Origin of the sequence: Pseudofrankia sp. DC12, assembly GCF_000966285.1 — a bacterium.
Classification (GTDB): Bacteria; Actinomycetota; Actinomycetes; order Frankiales; family Frankiaceae; genus Pseudofrankia.
In genome coordinates this window covers 6,276,790-6,291,306 of the sequence record NZ_KQ031391.1, presented here as the reverse complement: position 1 = coordinate 6,291,306, position 14,517 = coordinate 6,276,790, and the positions used below count along the sequence as shown (strand labels likewise).

Genomic DNA, 14,517 nt, shown 5'->3' with positions numbered 1-14,517 from the left:
GGCCGAATCCGGCCCTGCTCCCCGGCGGCTGAACCCGGCCCTGCTCCCCGGCGGCTGAACCCAGCCGCGGACCGGCACAGCAGTCAGATGGCGGGTCTCGCCGCTAGGGCAGCCGCCAGTCGACCGGCTGGGCGCCCTGGCTCAGCAGGAGGTCGTTCGCCCGGCTGAACGGGCGGGAGCCGAAGAAGCCCCGATCGGCTGAGCGGGGTGACGGGTGGGCCGACTCGATCGTCGGGATGTCCGCCAGGAACGGGCGCAGGCCACGCGCGTCCGCGCCCCAGAGGATCGCCACCAGCGGCTTGCCGCGCCCGGCGAGGGCCCGGATCGCCTGCTCGGTGATCTCCTCCCACCCCTTGCCGCGGTGCGAGCCGGGCTGGCGGGGCGCCGTCGTCAGCGCCCTGTTCAGCAGCAGCACGCCCTGGTGGGTCCAGGCCGAGAGATCGCCGTTCGCCGGCTCGGGCACCCCGACGTCTGCGCGCAGCTCCTGGAAGATGTTGACGAGGCTGCCCGGCAGCCGGCGCACCTCGGGCGCGACCGCGAAGCTGAAACCGATGGCCATGCCCGGCGTCGGGTACGGGTCCTGCCCGACGATCAGCACCCGCACCTCGTCGAAGGGCCGCTGGAAGGCCCGCAGCACGTTCGGCCCAGCCGGAAGGTACGTCCGCCCGGCCGCGATCTCCGCGCGCAGGAACTCTCCCATCGCGGCGACCCGCGCGGCGACGGGCTCCAGGGCCGCGGCCCACCCGGGTTCGACCAGTTCCGGCAACGGTCGCGGTGACATGGCTGATCACCCTACCGCTCCTGGCGGAGCGCCCCGCCAGGCCAGATGTCCGACGCAGCGGTCCTGGCCCCGGCCACAGGGCGCGACCGTCGCGTCGGGCCGCGCTGACGAGCCGCTCCGCGGATCCGGATTCCCACGCCGAACGGCCACGTTCGACCAGCCCAACGACGTTCACCTTGGCCGACCCGACCTCTCGGTCATCGACATGCCGATCCAGGTCGCCAAGGACAAGGGCCTCAAGAAGGTCACCGCGGCCGTCATCGACGTGCCGGCCGCGCTGCACTCCGCGCAGGACGTCGCGCCGGGGCTCTTCAGGGCGGCCGGCATCGGCTACGAGCTGTCCCGGGTGGCGCCGGGGACCGCCGACATGACGCCGCAGATGCAGCAGGTCGTCCGCAACGGCTCGGACGGCGTGTTGATCATCGGCAACGACTCGTTCTGCAGCAGCGCGATGAACGGCCTGCGCTCCGTCGGGTTCACCGGCACGATCAGCGACATCTCGCAGTGCGTCACCGACGCGACCCGCAAGGCGGTTGCGGGCTCCGTGCTCAAGGGCATGTGATCGCCGCCCAGGCGCCGGTGGGCCGGACAGCCCGTCGATGCGGCTTTACCAGAAGGTCGTTGACACCTACGGCAGCGACATCGACACCAGCAACCAGGACGCCATGATCATGATCAGCATCACCGTCGGTTTCCAGGCGTCGCTGGCAGGCATCACCGGCGACATCAACCCGCAGACCATCACGGCGACCGTCAAGTCGATGAAGGAGACGGAGCTGCCCGGCGGCGATGGGATCAAGTTCCGCTGCAACGGCAAGGCCGACCCGGCGAACGCCGCGGTGTGCCTGCGCGGCGGGCTGACGACGACGCTGAACGACAAGGGCCAGCCGGCCGCCTACCAGGTCCTCGGCAACGCCGCGATCCCGAGCTGATCCGCCGCGCCGGGCGGGAGCGACCCATCGGCCCCGCCCGGCGCCCAGGCCGTGCGCCGGTTCGCGTGTTCGGGGGTCAGACCGCGCCGACGGTGGTGACCTTTAGCTCGTGGACGGCCGGAGCGGCGCAGGCCAGCAGGCCTCCGGTGCCGTTGAGCGAAACCAGCAGCGCGACGGTGTTGTCGGGCGGGTAGACGCGCATGGTGGCCGCCTTGGTCATGGTGTCGGGCGTCAGGCAGCCCGGCAGCACCCCGGGCTGGGTGATCAGTACGGTGAAGACGAGCAGGCCACCCGGCGCGAGCGCGATCCGCCCGCCACTCGCGCCGGCGGCGCCCGGCGGCTGGCCGGCCGGCTCCCGGTCGGCGGGAGCGCCGAGCTGGTTGCCCGCCGCGTCCAGCAGCGAGGCACCGGGGTAGCCCTCCACGGCACAGCGCGTCGAGCCGGTGTTAGTCAACGCCATCTCGTAGTACTCAGTCCCGGCCGCGCCCTCGGCGCTCTGGACCTTCGCCGCGAGAGAGGACGACGGGCAGGTCCGGACCGCGGGGGCGCCGGTCGCCGTGGCCGCGCCGGTCGTCGGCGCGACGGTGCCGCTCGTCGCGCTCGCGCCCGCCGACGGCGGCTGCGTCGTGGCGCCGGTCGAGCCCGAGGCGACGTCGGATCCCGAGCAGGCGGCGACCGTCAACGCCAGCAGCGCGCCCACCACCGGCCCGCCAGCGGCCCGCACAGCACGGCGCCCGGCCCACACCCGGCGGCCGGCCCGCGGCACGGGACATCCGATGCTCGCCCGTCCGGCGGCCTCGCGGCCCACGGCCTGCTGACATCCGCTCTTCGTGTCCATCGCGGCTCCATCCCTGCTAGTTGTCCATGATGGTGCGCCGCCGTATGTGTTGCGCGCTTCGGTCGACGACTGCACGACACCCGGTCTTGGGCAGGCGACAAGGTGACCCGCCAGTCAGCGGCCCCGCGGCCGACGGCGCGACCGCCCGGCCCCGGCACACGGCCTCCGGCAGCCGTCCGGTCCAGATCACCGGACGGGCCGCCGCGGCGAGCAGAATGGGATCGTGTCCGCCACCCTCGTCGCCTCCGGCCTTTCCGTCGTCCGCGGGGGGCAGGTGGTGCTCGACGGAGTCGACCTCACCGTCGCGCCGGGCGACCGCGTCGGCGTCGTCGGCCCCAACGGGGTCGGCAAGTCGACGCTGCTGCGCGCGCTGGCCGGCCAGGCCGTGCCCGACGCCGGCCGGGTCGAGCTCTCGCCGCCGTCGGCCAACGTCGGCCTGCTGCCGCAGGAGCCGGACCGCCGCCCCGGCGAGACGCTGCGCGCGTTCCTGGAGCGGCGCACCGGCGTCGCCGCGGCGCAGGCGGCGCTCGACGACGCCACCGAGGCCCTCACCGAGGGCCGGCCCGGCGCCGACGACGCCTACGCGGCGGCGCTCGAACGCTGGCTGGCGATCGGCGGCGCCGACCTGGACGTGCGGGCGGAACAGGTCTGCGCCGAGCTGGGCCTGCCCGCGGACGCGCTGGACGCGCCGACGACCGCGCTGTCCGGCGGCCAGGCCGCCCGCGGGTCGCTCGCCGCGGTACTGCTGTCTCGCTTCGACATCACGCTGCTCGACGAGCCGACGAACGACCTGGACTTCGACGGCCTCGAACGGCTGGAACGGTTTGTGACCGGGATCTCCGGCGCGCTGGTCGTCGTCAGCCACGACCGGGCCTTCCTCGACCGAGTGATCGACAGCGTCGCCGAGATCGACCAGCACCGCCGCGACGTCACCCACTACGCGGGCGGCTGGGAGGCCTACCTCGAGGCGCGGGAGCTCGACCGCCGGCACGCCCGCGAACGCTACGAGGACTACGCGGACACCCGGTCCAGCCTGGTCTCCCAGGTGCAGCGCCAGCGCGAGCAGTCGGTGCGCGGCGCGATCCGGGCCAAGCGCAAGGTCCCGGACAACGACCGGTCGGTGCGCAGCTACAAGATCGAGGCCGCGACGAAGAGCGCGTCCCGGGTGCGCAGCCTGGAGACCAGGCTGAACCGGCTGGAGGAGGTCGACGAGCCGCGCAAGGAGTGGCAGCTGCGGATGACGATCGCCGCCGCCCCCCGGTCCGGCGACGTCGTCGCCACCCTGGCCAGGGCCGTCGTCGAGTACCCGGCCGACCCGGCTGACGAGGCGGGCGGCTTCCGGCTCGGGCCGGTCGACCTGACCGTGTCCTGGGCGGACCGCGTCGTCATCACCGGGCCGAACGGCGGTGGGAAGTCGACGCTGCTCGCCGCGCTGCTCGGCCGGGTGCCGCTGGCCGCCGGGACGGCGACGCTCGGCTCGGGTGTGCGGGTCGGCGAGGTCGACCAGGCGCGGGACCGGTTCCGCGGCGAGGAGACGACGCTCGCGGCCGCCGAGGCGGCCACCGGCTGGGTGATGGCCGAGGTGCGCACCCTGTTCGCCAAGTTCGGCCTGGGTGCCGACCAGATGACCCGGCCGGCCGGCGCGCTGTCCCCTGGCGAGCGGACCCGGGCGGGGCTCGCTCTGCTGCAGGCCGTCGGGGTGAACTGCCTTGTGCTCGACGAGCCGACGAACCATCTCGACCTGCCGGCGATCGAGCAGCTGGAGTCCGCGCTCGAGACCTACCCGGGTACGCTGCTGCTGGTCAGCCACGACCGCCGGATGCTCGACGCCGTCCGCGTCACCCGCCGCCTGCACGTCGAGGCCGGCGAGGTCACCGAGTCGACCCTGTAGGCCCGCGCCCGCTGGGCAGACACCCGCAGAAACGGCTGATCCCCGCCGGGCGCCAGGAGCCGGCGGGGATCATGAGTGTGAGCGTTTCGAACCACCGAGGCAGCGGCTCAGACCATCCCCCCCGTAGAAGGTCTGAGTCGCTGGCCCCGGCGGCTCTCCCTGAGTGGACACCCCCCAGCGCCCACGACCACGAGGCGGGTTCCCCGCGCCCCGTTGTCGGGGCTAAGCCTTGCGTAGTCCGGAAGGCCGAGCCAGCTCACGGCCGCGTCCTTTCGGCGACGTGCTCCCACTCCCGTCCTCGGATATGCGAGGATGTGGCGTCATCGGCCGCCGAGACGTTGTTAGGCTGTGCCTCGTTGTGATATTGCCGCGCCCTCGCCCAAGGAGAGCGGTCGTGACGGAAGCGCCCGACGAGGACCTGTCCCCCGTCCTGTCCGGACTCATGCGTGCCGCCCGGCGCAAGACCGACGCCGGACGCAAGCTGCTCGCCAACGACGAGCTGACCCGTGAGTACCTGGAGGCGGGGCGGCGGCTGATCGACGCCCAGCTCGGCCCGGCCGAGGGGGCCGACCCCGAGGATCGGCCCCTGTTCCGCTGGCTGTCCCAGCGCGCGGTGATCGACGAGGTCACCAGGAGCGGTGAGCGGCTGCACGGCTCCGAGGGCACGTTCCGCGACCGCTGGCCCTACCAGCCGGACTTCATCCGGGACGTGCTGTCCTACAGCCTGCGCGGGGCGCACTGGAAGGAGATCGCCGACCGCACCGCGGAGGCCCGCGACCGCCTCGCCGACGCCGAGGACGTCGTGCGCGCCGTCCATGACGCCGCCTATCAGGACCTGATCGTCAGCCAGAACAGCCCGGCGATGCGGACGTGGCTGATCGGCGCGGCGATGGCGGCCCGGGACGAGATCGCGCGCTCGACGGTGCAGGAGATGTACCGGATCAGCACCCAGGCCTGGCAGGACTCCTACGAGAAGGCCGCCGCGGCTCGCGGCCTGAAGCCCAGGGCCGGCCTGACCATCAAGGACCTCAACTTCATCATGACGGCCGTCACCGAGGGCATGCAGGTGCGGCTGATGGTCGAGGACGACGGCCGGGTCTTCGACCACGAGCGGGGCACCTCGCTGCTGGGCACAGCGGCGCTGGCCCTGCTCGTCGCCTGTTTCGACCACCTCGACGACGGGCTGAGCCTGGAGGACCTCGTCCGCCTCGCGGTCAGCCCCGCGTCCGACGGACCGGAGCAGGCCGCCGAGACCGCCCGGCCCGAGGCGGCCACAGACCAGGCCTGAGTTCACGGGGGTGGACAACTCGCGGCACCCCCGTGGACTCAGGCCAGCCGCCCTGACGACGGTCGGGCGGCGAAACCGCGCCGGCCATCGAGGAACGGCATCGTCGTTGCGCGAAACGGCCCGTGAACGCGGGCCGGCGACCGTGAGATCCAGAGTCAGGCGAGCGGAGCGTGCTTGTCCAGCTCGCCGGTGGCGCGCTGGCAGGCTGACTCGGTCTGGGTGGGATCGATGGAGACCAGGTGCGCGACGACACGGCGAGCCATCTCGGCGAAAGCGCCCCGCTCGTCCTCGCCCAGCGGGGCCAGGACGTGCTCGTCGACGAGGCGCAGCCGGGCCTGGGCCTCGTCGTAGGCGGTTCGGCCACGGTCGGTGCCGACGATCATGCGGGCCCGCCGGTCGGCCGGGTCGGGCCGGCGCTCGACGAGGCCGGCGTCCTCCATCTGGTCGATGAGGTGAACCATGACCGTCCGGTCGATCCCGAACCGGCGGGCGACCTCGATCTGGTTGGGCGCCCGGCCGCAGAGCGAGGCGCCCAGCACATACAGCCCGCGCAGGCCGCCCGGCACCGCGTCGACCGCCGCCGACGCGGCGGCCAGGTAGCCGTGCTGGATCTGGCCGACGAGCCACCCCAGATCCTTGGCCATGTCGTCCGTGAGCAGGGCGTCGACCTCGATGGAGGGGCAGGCGGGCTCGGGGGCGCACGGGTCACTTAGGGCCGGCTCGGCCCCGGCTCCTGTTAGCTGCGCCATCGCACGAGGGTACCCCGGAATGACTTCCGTTCGTCAGTGTTTACGATGAGCGGCGCAGCAACTAATCTCTCTAATAGACGATCTGTTCGATAACCGACCTTGGGCCAGCCGCACAGCGGCGAGCGCCCAGAGCCTCCCCCACGAGGAGAGTCACCATGGCCCACCTGCTGCACATCGAGTCGAGCTTCGCCGGCGACAACTCCGTCTCCCGCACGGTGGCACGGGAGTACGTCGCCGAGTGGCAGGCACGCAGCCCAGATGGCACCGTTACCTACCGTGACCTCGCGTCGCAGCCGCCGGCCCACCTGGACTGGACCGCCGTCTCCGCCGGGATGACCCCCGAGGACCAGCGGACCTCGGAGCAGGCCGACGCCGTCAAGGCCCGCGGGACCTACATCGGCGAGGTCGCCGCCGCGGACGAGGTGCTCTTCACCGCCCCGATGTACAACTTCTCGATTCCCTCGACGCTCAAGTCCTGGATCGACCAGCTCATGGTCCCGGGCCTGACCATCGCCGACGCGACGAACCCGGGCCTGCTCGGCGGCAAGAAGGTCACGATCGTGACCTCGCAGGGCGGGTCCTACGGGCCGGGCACCCCGAAGGACGGCTGGGACCACGTGACGCCGTACCTGACCCACGTCGTCGAGGCGCTGGGCGCCGAGGACGTCGAGTTCGTCAACGTCCACATGACCCTCTCGACCATCAACCCGGCGCTGGCCGAGTTCCAGCCCCTGTTCCACAGCTCGCGGGCGGCCGCCACCGACGCCGTCAAGGCCCGCGTCCGCGCCTGAGCGGCGACGCCGAGCGCGCCTTGTCCGGCGCGCACGAACGCGCCCGTCGGCGCTCGTCCGCCAGCCCGGTCCACCCGGGCCGGCGGACCGTGCCGGCGGGCGCGTCCGTTTCCCGGCTACTTCGGCGGCCGACCGGAAGGTCAGGCACCGGCCCAGGCCAGGCCACCAGCCGATGGTGCGGTCGCGGCCATGACCTCTCGACCTGCGGCCGATGAGGCGCCCCTCCCCATCGGCCCGTCGGAACGAGGGGCCGGACGGGCCGCCCAGGGCGGTCATTTTGGCCCGTAGGGTGGGCCCATCGACCGGGCCGATCGTCCCGTCCCGGAGCCCGTCGTGGCTGGTCCGAACGGCAGGAGCAGGCCCGAGGAGCCGCTCTGAGCTGGATGAACCGGGTATCGTATGGATCATGAGTGATGTGCGGGTGTTCCTGCTGGATGACCACGAGATCGTGCGTCGTGGCATCCGCGAGATGCTCGAGGACACCGGCGACATCCAGGTGGTCGGCGAGGCGTCGACAGCCGCCGAGGCGCTGCGGCGGCTGCCGGCCGCCGCGCCGAACGTCGCCGTGCTCGACGCTCGGCTGGAGGACGGCAGCGGCATCGACGTCTGCCGGGACATCCGCTCCGCGCATCCGGAGATCGGCTGCCTGATCCTGACGTCGTATGACGACGACGACGCGCTGTTCTCCGCGATCATGGCCGGCGCGGCCGGCTACCTGCTCAAGCAGATCAAGGGCACCGACCTGATCGGCGCGATCCGCACGATCGCCGCGGGCCGCTCGCTGCTCGACCCGGCCGTCACCCAGCGCGTCCTCACCCGGCTGCGGGAGGGCCCGGCGCAGGACCCGAAGCTCGCCGCGCTCGGCACCCGCGAGCGGGAGATCCTGCACCTGGTCGCCGAGGGCCTGACGAACCGGCAGATCGCCAGCCGGATCCACCTGTCCGAGAAGACGGTCAAGAACTACGTCTCCTCGATCCTGGTCAAGCTGGAGCTGACCAGCCGGACCCAGGCCGCGGTGTTCGCCGCCCGGGTCGAGAAGTAGCCTCCCGCCTCCGAGCCGGGCCCGTCACCCGGCGGCGGCCCCGGACGACCGGTTCTCCTGGCCCCGATCGGGCCATGCGAGGATCGCGGGGTTGACACAAGGGGAGCGGAACCGATGGACGGCGGTTGGACGGGCACGGGCATCGGCGGCGTGACCGCCGAGGACCGTTTCACGCTCGGCGACCTGCGCATCGGTGAGGTGCTCGGCCGCGGCGCGACCGGCGAGGTCCGCCGCGCGGTCGGCCCGAACGGCGAGCTGGTCGCCGTGAAGCTGCTGCGCCAGGAGCTGGCCGACGACGCGCAGGTGGTCGCCCGGCTGCTGCGGGAATGCTCGGTCGTCGCCCGGCTCGCCGACCGTCACGTCATCCGGATCCGGCACCTCATCGCCCAGGACGACCGCGTCGGAATCGTCATGGACTACCTTCCGGACGGTGACCTGCGCCGCCTGCTGCGCCGCCGCGGCACCCTCACCCCGACCGACGCGGCCCGGCTCACCAGCCAGGTGCTGATCGCGCTGCGCCGGGCGCACGAGGCCGGCGTCGTGCACCGCGACGTCAAGCCGGAGAATGTGCTGCTCGACGGCGACGACGCGGTTCTCACCGACTTCGGCATCGCCCGCCAGCTGGAAGGCCCGTCGCTGACAACCGGCACCGGAGTTCTGGGAACGCCGTCGTACCTGGCCCCCGAGCTGGCCAGCGCCCAGCCGACCACCCCTGCCGTCGACATCTACTCCGCCGGGTGCCTGTTCTACGAGCTGCTCGCGGGCCAGCCGCCGTTCGTCGGCGGCCCTGCGATCGCCGTGCTGCTCCGCCACGTCAATGAGACCCCCGCGCGGCCCGCGGACCTGCCCGACCAGCTCTGGGACCTGCTCGCCGCGATGCTCGCCAAGCTGCCCGGGGACCGTCCCACCGCGACCCAGGCCATCGCGACGCTGGCGGCGCTGGAACCGACGTTGTCCGGCCTGCCCGCGCTGCCGCGGCTGGGCGTCCCGGACCCGTCGGCGTCGGGCACCCGGACCCACGAGTCCGTGCCCACGTGGAGCCTGTCGCCGGGCTGGGACCGCAACCTGACCACCCAGGTGCCCGGCGGGCTCGACGACGGCGCGCAGCCCACCGTGCTCAACCGGTTCCTCGCCGACGACGCTGTGGCCGAGACCAGGACCGACCTGCCGGCCACCCGCGACCGCCTCGCGCCGGACACCCGGGACTGGAGGCAGTCCCGGGTGTCCGGCTCAGGACCGTGGGCGGACGCTGTTTCGACCTCGTGGGCAGGTTCCGCGGCACCGCCGAACCGGGCGCTGCCGCCGGGCGGGCCGGGCCGCCGCCGGTCGGGCCCGTCGCGGCGCGGGCTCATGCTGCTGGTCGCCGTCGCCGTGGTCCTGGTGCTCGTCGGCACGGGTATCGCGGCCGCGCTGCGGTCGGCGGCGGGCCACGGCGACGGCGACGGCGCGAGCGACACCGGGGCCGACTACGCGCCGACGCTCGGGCTCACTCCCGAGGTGTCAGCGAGCGCGCCCGCCGACGCGTCGACCGGCGGCGGGCCTCGTCCGTCCGCCTCGGCGAGCCCCACGTCGCCGCCCACGCAGTCGCCGACCGTCACCGGCTCGCCGTCCGCCGGCGCCCCGGCGCAGCCCGGCGTGCGGGCGACGGCTCAGTCCGGGGCCGTGTCGCTGACGATCACGCAGCCCGACGGCGGGTCCGTCACCAGCTACCAGATCGCCGCCACCGGCCTGGCGACCAGGACCGTCCCCGCCGGGCGGACCACCGTCGCCGTCAAGGTTCCCGACTGTTCCAGCCGTTCGTTCACGGTGACCGCCGTAGGCCCCGACGGATCGACCCCATCGGCGCCCGTCGACGCCGTCGGCTGCGTCGCTCCGGGTCCGGTGCGTAACGTGGTCCAGACCATCTCCGGGGCCGGAAGCCGCCGGCTGACCTGGGACCCGCCCACCGACCTCGGCGGCGACAGCCAGGTCGACTACCGGATCGCCGTGACGGGGAACGGGGCGGGCACGTCGGTCACCACCAGCACCTCGCCGGCCTTCGTCCTGACCTGCACCACCGCCGACGGAGCCGACTGCCCGCCCGGAGTGACCGTCTACATCGAGGCCCGCAACACGATCGGCGCCGGCCCCAAGGCCCGCGTCCCCATCGAGGCCGCCAGCTCCTCCCCCACCCCTACCGCTGGCTGAGCAGCAGCCCGGCGCCGGGCAGCCTGCAGTGCCGTGCGCGTCGCTCCGGCCGATCGCCAGCTCCGTAGGGTGCTGCTCCGGCTGAACCAATGCGCCCGGCGCCGGTCGAGCGCCCAGCTCCGCCGCCGGCGGGCCTCAGTTCTCGCCCCGACACCCGCCCACCGCGGAGCCCGCGCCGACACCCGACCAACCCGCCGGAGGGTCCTGAACCAGCCCACCACCAACCAATTCCCTGCCCAGACGCCGATCTCCAGCCGTTCCCAGCCGCCAGGCCGGCCCTGATCGCGAACTGCGCAGGAACAAAAGGTGCGATTCGGGCGCAGGACGATTGTTTCCCCTACCCAGTTCGCGATCACCGCACGAAGCGACTCGGGAACGCCGCCGATGATCGCCGGCTGGGTAGGGGAATCGGCGTAGACGAGGTGGCAGGTTCGACGAGCTCGGGCGGGGTGCGCCAGATCACGGGCGGGACCTCGCGGGCCGCTTCGACGCCTCCCCGAGAATCTTCAGTCCAGCGCGACCGTCAGTTCGGGGCCGGTGGCCTTGCGGACCTCGTCGACGGTGATGCCGGGGGAAAGTTCGCGTAGGACGAAGCCGGCGCCGGGGACGACGTCGAGCACGGCCAGGTCGGTGATGACGCGGTGGACGCAGGACTTGCCGGTCAGCGGCAAAGTGCAGGTGTCGACCAGCTTGTGGCTGCCGTCCTTGGCAGTGTGCTCCATCATCACGATGACCTTGCGGGCGCCGTGGACGAGGTCCATCGCGCCGCCCATGCCCTTGACCATCTTGCCGGGGATCATCCAGTTGGCCAGGTCACCGGTCGCGGAGACCTGCATCGCGCCGAGGACGGCGACGTCAACGTGCCCGCCGCGGATCATCGAGAACGACGCCGACGAGTCGAAGAACGACGCGCCGGGCAGGACCGTGACGGTCTCCTTGCCGGCGTTGATCAGGTCCGGGTCGACCTTGTCCTCGGTCGGGTAGGGGCCGACGCCGAGCACACCGTTCTCCGAGTGCAGGACGACGTGCACGCCCTCGGGCAGGTAGTTCGGCACGAGGGTCGGCAGGCCGATCCCGAGGTTGATGTACTGGCCGTCCTGGAGCTCCTGGGCGACCCGGGCTGCCAGCTCCGTGCGCGAGAGAGTCACGCCGACACCGTCCTCTTCTCGATGCGCTTCACGACGTCCGGCGCGTGCACGACCCGCTGGACGAAGATCCCCGGGGTGTGGATCTCCGCGGGATCGAGCTCGCCAGGCTCGACGAGCTCCTCGACCTCGGCAATGGTGATCTTCCCCGCGGCGGCGCACAGCGGGTTGAAGTTCGCCGCGCTCTCCCGGTAGACGAGATTGCCGTGCCGGTCGCCCTTCCAGGCATGCACCAGGGCGAAGTCCGTGACGATGGCCCGCTCCAGCACGTAGTCGACGCCGTCGAAGGCCCGGGTCTCCTTCGGCTCGGAGGCGAGCGCGACACCGCCCTTGCCGTCGTAACGCAGCGGCAGGCCGCCCTCAGCGATCTGGGTGCCGACACCAGCGGGCGTGTAGAACGCGGGGATGCCGGCGCCACCAGCCCGCAGCCGCTCGGCGAGCGTCCCCTGCGGGACGAGCTCGACCTCCAGCTCACCGGCGAGGAACTGCCGCTCGAACTCCTTGTTCTCCCCGACGTACGAGCCGGTCGTCCGCGCGATCTTGCCGGCTCGCAGCAGCACGCCCAGGCCCCAGCCGTCGACGCCGCAGTTGTTCGACACCGTCCTCAGCCCGGTCACCCCGGCCTCGTGCAGCGCGTCGATCAGCTCACTCGGGATGCCGCACAGGCCGAAGCCGCCGACCGCGAGCGACGCCCCGTCGCCGATGTCCGCCACCGCGTCGGCCGCGGTCGCCACCACCTTGTCCACCGCTCACCCGCCTCCCACCTCGTCCCACCAACCGCGTCAGGTTAATGGCGACTAACCAGTACGTCCAGCGTGTCCGGTACGGCCGCCCCCAAGACTGCCACGTCCCCTCTCGTCAACGGAGAGACCCACTCTCAAACCGGCAGCCCGGCCCCCGCGAGGCCAGCCCCACTTCCACCGCAGCCTCCCCGTCCCGCCGTCCCGGCCGAACCGGGCGCCGACTTGCCTACGCAGACGCCGATCATTCGGCTGGCTGGGCAAGCGGCTACACCTTGATCGAGAATTGCGCAGGCAAAAAGCCGACAAATGGGGGTATTGAGCGCCGTCTTGCCTGCGCAACGAGCGATCAAGGCGTCCCGGTGGGGCCCGAGACCGCCTTGATCACTGGCTGCGCAGGGGAACCTTGGCCAGTCGGGAGGTGCTGGGTGTGGGGGTGAGGTCGGGCTGGCTGCGCGAGCAACCTCAACCAGACGGTTGACATCGGCGCCGGATTGCCGGAACGTCTTCTCAACCGAGTGGTTGAGGAGGTGGCGGTGGACCAGCTTTCCCGGGTGTTCGCGGCGCTGGCCGACCCGACCCGGCGGGATCTGGTCGCCCGGCTCACCGACGGTGACGCGACGGTCGGCGAGCTGGCGGCGCCCTACGAGGTGTCGGTACAGGCGGTCTCCAAGCATCTGAAGGTGCTGGAGCAGGCCGGGCTCGTCAGCCGGGCGGGGGCGACGCACCGCAGCCCGGTGCACCTGGAGGCCCAGGTCTTCGACCTGGCGACCGCGTGGCTGGAGCGCTACCGGCGCGAGGCCGAGCGGCGCTACCAGCGCCTGGACGCCGTCCTCGCCGCCCTGACCGAGGCCACCGGGGACCAGACCGCCGCACCAAGCACCATCACCAAGCCCAGCCACGATGACGGACCACTGAACAGGGAGACAGCCTGATGGCCACCACCAAGACGGTCACGGTCGAAGCGGACCCGAACGTGCCGCTCATCCGGATGACCCGCGACTTCCACGCGACACCCGCGCAGCTCGTGCGCGCTCATACGGACCCCGCTCTGTTCACCCAGTGGGTCGGCCCGGACGGCTTCGAGACCACGATCGACTACTGGGACGCGCGCACCGGCGGAAGCTGGCGTTACGTCGGCGCCCGGGTCGGCGTCGAGCACGCCTTCCACGGGTCGTTCCACGAGGTCGGCCCCGCGCGCCTGATCCAGACCTTCACCTACGAGGGTGCGCCGAACCAGGTGGCGCTCGAGACGATGTGGTTCGAGGACCTCGGCGACGGCCGCACCCGCCTGCACGCCCAGTCGCTGGTCGACAGTTTCGAGAGCCGTGACGCGTTCCTGAACAGCGGCATGGAGACCGGGGTCGAACAGGGCTACCTCAAGCTGGACGCCCTCCTGCGCGCCATGGACGCCTGACATGACGGAAGGACGATCCACCGCACCGGACCAGCGCGAGGACGCGAACCGGACCGGTCAGCCACAGGACGCCAGCGGCTCGCTCGCGGCGCTGGCGGACCGGCCGGCCGAACGCCACCGCGCGGTCGCGGCGGGCTTCACCGAGCGTGTTCTCGGCACCAAGAACTGGGACGCTCCGACGCCGGTTCCGCAGTGGACGGCGCGGGACGTCGTACGCCACCTGTGCGAGTGGTTCCCCAGCTTCCTGGCAGCTGGGACCGGCATCGAGCTGGCCCACGGCCCCTCGGTCGACGAGGACCCGGTCGCCGCCTGGCAGGTGCACGCCGACGCGGTCCAGGCATTGCTGGACGATCCGGCGACCGCGGCCCGGAAGCTGCGTCATCCGATGGTCGGCGAGCACCCGCTCGCCCCCGCGGTCGACCAGTTCTACACGGTCGACATCTTCATGCACACCTGGGATCTCGCCCGCGCTACCGGCCAGGACGACAGCCTCGACCCCGACCTGTGCGCGGCGCTGTTGGCCGGGATGGAACCGATCGAGGGCCTGCTCCGGGACTCCGGTCAGTACGGCCCGCGTGTCGAGGTCCCGGCCGGTTCCGACGCGCAGACCCGCCTCGTCGCCTTCATCGGCCGCGATCCGTCGTTCGCGCCCCAGGCGTGAGCGTGACCGGGCACCGCGCCGCGAGGCCCTGAAATCCGGTAGTTCCGTGCGTCAG

General features: G+C 72.5%; 15 protein-coding genes. 10 read left to right on the top strand and 5 right to left on the bottom strand.

Going from position 1 to position 14,517, the window contains the following annotated elements; translation table 11 throughout:
- Nucleotides 1-103 precede the first annotated feature (103 nt).
- Nucleotides 104-781 carry a uracil-DNA glycosylase gene (locus tag FRADC12_RS25485; RefSeq protein WP_045878523.1) on the bottom strand — a complete coding sequence of 226 codons (678 nt, stop codon included), beginning with the start codon at nt 779-781 and terminating at the stop codon, nt 104-106.
- A gap of 205 nt (nt 782-986) precedes the next feature.
- Here FRADC12_RS25485 and FRADC12_RS33530 point away from each other — a divergent pair, with 205 nt between their 5' ends.
- The gene (locus FRADC12_RS33530; protein ID WP_052711164.1) at nt 987-1,343 is read left to right on the top strand and encodes a type 1 periplasmic-binding domain-containing protein; all 357 of its coding nucleotides are present in this window, start codon (nt 987-989) and stop codon (nt 1,341-1,343) included.
- A 37-nt stretch (nt 1,344-1,380) separates the two neighbouring features.
- On the top strand, nt 1,381-1,713 hold the full coding sequence (locus FRADC12_RS33525) for a hypothetical protein (protein ID WP_052711163.1): 333 nt from the start codon (nt 1,381-1,383) through the stop codon (nt 1,711-1,713).
- Between the two features lie 76 nt (nt 1,714-1,789).
- Here the strand turns inward: FRADC12_RS33525 and FRADC12_RS28760 are convergent, their stop codons facing one another.
- Complete coding sequence (locus FRADC12_RS28760) at nt 1,790-2,551, bottom strand: DUF4232 domain-containing protein (RefSeq protein ID WP_084011181.1); 762 nt, start codon at nt 2,549-2,551, stop codon at nt 1,790-1,792.
- 223 nt (nt 2,552-2,774) lie between these two features.
- Here FRADC12_RS28760 and FRADC12_RS25470 point away from each other — a divergent pair, with 223 nt between their 5' ends.
- Both FRADC12_RS25470 and FRADC12_RS25465 read left to right on the top strand, forming a co-directional pair.
- Complete coding sequence (locus FRADC12_RS25470) at nt 2,775-4,442, top strand: ABC-F family ATP-binding cassette domain-containing protein (protein ID WP_045878522.1); 1,668 nt, start codon at nt 2,775-2,777, stop codon at nt 4,440-4,442.
- A 394-nt stretch (nt 4,443-4,836) separates the two neighbouring features.
- Nucleotides 4,837-5,730, top strand: a complete 894-nt coding sequence (locus FRADC12_RS25465) for a hypothetical protein (RefSeq protein ID WP_045878521.1) — start codon at nt 4,837-4,839, stop codon at nt 5,728-5,730.
- Nucleotides 5,731-5,885: 155 nt separating this feature from the next.
- Here FRADC12_RS25465 and FRADC12_RS25460 read toward each other — a convergent pair whose 3' ends face one another.
- Nucleotides 5,886-6,479, bottom strand: coding sequence for a MarR family winged helix-turn-helix transcriptional regulator (locus FRADC12_RS25460; protein ID WP_045878520.1), 594 nt, complete (start codon nt 6,477-6,479; stop codon nt 5,886-5,888).
- Between the two features lie 155 nt (nt 6,480-6,634).
- On the opposite strand from FRADC12_RS25460, the gene FRADC12_RS25455 reads away from it, so the two are divergent.
- From FRADC12_RS25455 to FRADC12_RS28755, 3 genes are all read left to right on the top strand, one after another.
- Entirely contained in the window at nt 6,635-7,270 is a 636-nt protein-coding gene (locus FRADC12_RS25455; protein ID WP_045878519.1) for an FMN-dependent NADH-azoreductase, read from the top strand.
- 406 nt (nt 7,271-7,676) lie between these two features.
- Nucleotides 7,677-8,312 carry a response regulator gene (locus FRADC12_RS25450; protein WP_045878518.1) on the top strand — a complete coding sequence of 212 codons (636 nt, stop codon included), beginning with the start codon at nt 7,677-7,679 and terminating at the stop codon, nt 8,310-8,312.
- Nucleotides 8,313-8,426: 114 nt separating this feature from the next.
- Nucleotides 8,427-10,499 carry a serine/threonine-protein kinase gene (locus FRADC12_RS28755; RefSeq protein WP_052711161.1) on the top strand — a complete coding sequence of 691 codons (2,073 nt, stop codon included), beginning with the start codon at nt 8,427-8,429 and terminating at the stop codon, nt 10,497-10,499.
- Between the two features lie 506 nt (nt 10,500-11,005).
- On the opposite strand, the gene FRADC12_RS25440 is transcribed toward FRADC12_RS28755, so the two are convergent.
- A complete protein-coding gene (locus FRADC12_RS25440) occupies nt 11,006-11,647 on the bottom strand; it encodes a 3-oxoacid CoA-transferase subunit B (protein ID WP_045878517.1) in 642 nt (213 codons plus the stop codon).
- A complete protein-coding gene (locus tag FRADC12_RS25435; protein WP_045878516.1) occupies nt 11,644-12,390 on the bottom strand; it encodes a CoA transferase subunit A in 747 nt (248 codons plus the stop codon). Before FRADC12_RS25435 ends, FRADC12_RS25440 begins: the two co-directional genes overlap by 4 nt.
- Before the next feature lie 530 nt (nt 12,391-12,920).
- On the opposite strand from FRADC12_RS25435, the gene FRADC12_RS25430 reads away from it, so the two are divergent.
- The 3 genes from FRADC12_RS25430 to FRADC12_RS25420 are packed head-to-tail and all read left to right on the top strand — an operon-like array spanning nt 12,921 to nt 14,462.
- Entirely contained in the window at nt 12,921-13,319 is a 399-nt protein-coding gene (locus FRADC12_RS25430; protein WP_045880220.1) for an ArsR/SmtB family transcription factor, read from the top strand.
- On the top strand, nt 13,319-13,801 hold the full coding sequence (locus tag FRADC12_RS25425) for an SRPBCC family protein (RefSeq protein WP_045878515.1): 483 nt from the start codon (nt 13,319-13,321) through the stop codon (nt 13,799-13,801). The genes FRADC12_RS25430 and FRADC12_RS25425 overlap by 1 nt, the downstream gene beginning before the upstream one ends.
- 1 nt (nt 13,802) lies before the next feature.
- Nucleotides 13,803-14,462 carry a TIGR03086 family metal-binding protein gene (locus FRADC12_RS25420; protein WP_084011180.1) on the top strand — a complete coding sequence of 220 codons (660 nt, stop codon included), beginning with the start codon at nt 13,803-13,805 and terminating at the stop codon, nt 14,460-14,462.
- Nucleotides 14,463-14,517 lie beyond the last annotated feature (55 nt).

Bases quoted from the DNA above. Each gene is read 5' to 3' on its own strand.
- FRADC12_RS25485 (WP_045878523.1), bottom strand. From the start codon at position 781: ATGTCACCGCGACCGTTGCCGGAACTGGTCGAACCCGGGTGGGCCGCG.
- FRADC12_RS33530 (WP_052711164.1), top strand. From the start codon at position 987: ATGCCGATCCAGGTCGCCAAGGACAAGGGCCTCAAGAAGGTCACCGCG.
- FRADC12_RS33525 (WP_052711163.1), top strand. From the start codon at position 1,381: ATGCGGCTTTACCAGAAGGTCGTTGACACCTACGGCAGCGACATCGAC.
- FRADC12_RS28760 (WP_084011181.1), bottom strand. From the start codon at position 2,551: ATGGACACGAAGAGCGGATGTCAGCAGGCCGTGGGCCGCGAGGCCGCC.
- FRADC12_RS25460 (WP_045878520.1), bottom strand. From the start codon at position 6,479: ATGGCGCAGCTAACAGGAGCCGGGGCCGAGCCGGCCCTAAGTGACCCG.
- FRADC12_RS25455 (WP_045878519.1), top strand. From the start codon at position 6,635: ATGGCCCACCTGCTGCACATCGAGTCGAGCTTCGCCGGCGACAACTCC.
- FRADC12_RS25450 (WP_045878518.1), top strand. From the start codon at position 7,677: ATGAGTGATGTGCGGGTGTTCCTGCTGGATGACCACGAGATCGTGCGT.
- FRADC12_RS28755 (WP_052711161.1), top strand. From the start codon at position 8,427: ATGGACGGCGGTTGGACGGGCACGGGCATCGGCGGCGTGACCGCCGAG.
- FRADC12_RS25425 (WP_045878515.1), top strand. From the start codon at position 13,319: ATGGCCACCACCAAGACGGTCACGGTCGAAGCGGACCCGAACGTGCCG.
- FRADC12_RS25420 (WP_084011180.1), top strand. From the start codon at position 13,803: ATGACGGAAGGACGATCCACCGCACCGGACCAGCGCGAGGACGCGAAC.